The organism is Psychrobacter sp. Ps6 (assembly GCF_022129235.1).
Classification (GTDB): domain Bacteria; phylum Pseudomonadota; class Gammaproteobacteria; order Pseudomonadales; family Moraxellaceae; genus Psychrobacter.
In genome coordinates, this window is sequence record NZ_JADQAI010000065.1 from 1 (window position 1) to 2,373 (window position 2,373).

The following is a 2,373-nucleotide window of genomic DNA, read 5'->3' on the forward strand; positions in this document are numbered from 1 at the left end:
TAATTGAATTAAATAGATATAGAGAAACGGCCAATTTGGATTGAATTGGCCGTTTATTATGTAAATTTAAGCTTAAAACAGTCTATATACTATATAAGTAGCTTATATTCATCGTTTTCATTATTTTTTATGATGTTTTTAATTTCTGACCATTTATAATAATCATTCTTATAACAAATATTACCCCATAAAGCATGAGAATTAGCAATTTTAGTTATAGTTCTATTTTCACTGGTAGGTTCTAGTCTTTCTTCATAATGATCGTATATATATGATTCAGGATTACATTCAGGACGAAATATTACAGTATGATAATCACTATTCATATAAGCAAAATTCTGATTATATTGCATGATTGCTCGACCATTTATGTCCTCATTGCTCAGATCATTTCCTAACATAGGGTGATAACAACTTATTCCTGCTAATGATAATAATGTTGGTGGAATATCAATTTGACTTGAAACCCTCGTATCTTTTCTCATTTTTATATTTGCACCAAAAAATACTGTTGGTATCCTAAAACGTTCAATAGGAACTGCTTTATTACCATAAACTCGAGAGTCATGATCAGCAACAATAACAAAAATAGTATCATCCCAGTAGGCTGATTCTTTTGCTTTTTTTATGAACTCTCCTAATGCATAATCTGAATATTTTACAGTGTTTTCTCTACAAGCTTTAGGTTCTTGGTAGAGTTCAATTTTTGAATCTGGAAATTCATACGGAGAATGGTTAGTTGTAGTGAATACAAGAGAGAAAAAGTTTTTCTCTTGTTGATGAAGTTGAGTAAATTGATTATGAGCGTGAGAATATAAATCTTCATCACAAGCCCCCCAAGATCCAACAAATTCAGGATTAATAAAATCTTTAAGTTCTTGAATATCAACTACGCCATTTCCAAGTAAGAAACCTTTCATATTATCGAAGTGGCTTTCACCCCCATAAATGAATTGGGTATGATATCCTTCATTTTTTAAAGTTTGAGCTAACGAATAAAAATTATTTTGGCTTTTTACTCGTTTAACTACGGCATCAGAAGAGGTAGGAAAAAAACCTGTAGTTACCGCTTCAATACCTCGAATAGACCGAGTTCCAGTTGCATACATTTGGGTAAAATTCCAGCTCTCATTCATTAACTTATCTAAGTTAGGGGTAAGAGGTAAACCTCCTAAACCGCCAACGAATTGAGCTCCTAAGCTTTCTTGTAATAAAATAACAATATTTTTTCTTTTACTTGTATTTGATGCTTTATGATACGCAAGAGTTGGTAGTGATTGATGTTTGAATTTTTCAATATCAAGATAACTTGTTTTTTGCAGTTCTTTAATTACCTCATCTAGAGGTATTTTGGGGTATGATACGTTTTTATTATCTGATTTCTTTAACAACTTCATAGCATAAGCAATACTGTAAGTAGAATTTAATATGAGATCATTCATTAAACAATCATGAGAAAATGAAACCATTGATGGATTTATTCCTCTATGACCTAACGTTGATCGTGCACCTAATACACATAGTGAGATTAATACTAACCCAACAGGAATACTGAAATATAAATTCATTGGGTTAAAAGAAAGAAAAATAAAATTAATAAATTTCCATCCAAGTATTAATGTTAATATTGATATCATTAAAGACAATGAAAGTTCAAGCTTATAACCTTTAAATAACATGCTAAATACTTCTTTAGGATATTTTAAATATTCAATAAAATATCGATTAGGTCTAACATCGTATTCATTTATAAAACTAGGTGTTGTTAATTCCATATACACAACAAGCCATAATATGAAAATAAAATAATATTTTATAATGGTTACGGTATAGATATTGGAAGATATAGAAATTAAAAATATTGGGAATATGATTATATAGCAGCAGGTAACAATATCCATTCTAACTCCAGATATTATAATTTTTAACCAGCCGCTAGCTTCATCAACTCTCTTTTTTTTCCAAATCAATAAAAAAAATCTAGAGATAATAAAAATAGACATTATTAATGTGAAAAAAGAAATCAATGAGAAAAATAGTCCTAGTTCATCTTTTAGATACTCAATCATAATCATATAACTACACAAAAATTGACTTAATGACATAAGTTAATTTTTGCTATGTGAAAAATAGATGAAATACGATCAATATTAAGATGATAATTTATAATCTAGGTTGTAACGTATATTGCGGACTTTATTTATTGTTGGAGATTCAATAGCTTGTAAGTATGGTTTAAACGTATTTTTTCTAAAAGAGAGGGCCTTTGTCTTTAACTAAAGCCCTCTCATGTAATGTGTATAAAAATATGTTATTCCTTAAACCACTTCAACTGATGATGAAGTGAAGTAACACTGCCAATAATCAGTAAAG

The 2,373-nt window shown here is 29.1% G+C and carries 1 protein-coding gene; it reads right to left on the reverse strand.

Annotated features, from left to right (window positions below; all coding sequences use genetic code 11):
- Nucleotides 1–89: 89 nt before the first annotated feature.
- Entirely contained in the window at nucleotides 90–2,075 is a 1,986-nt protein-coding gene (locus I3255_RS13750) for an LTA synthase family protein (RefSeq protein WP_238039312.1), read from the reverse strand.
- Nucleotides 2,076–2,373: the final 298 nt, after the last annotated feature.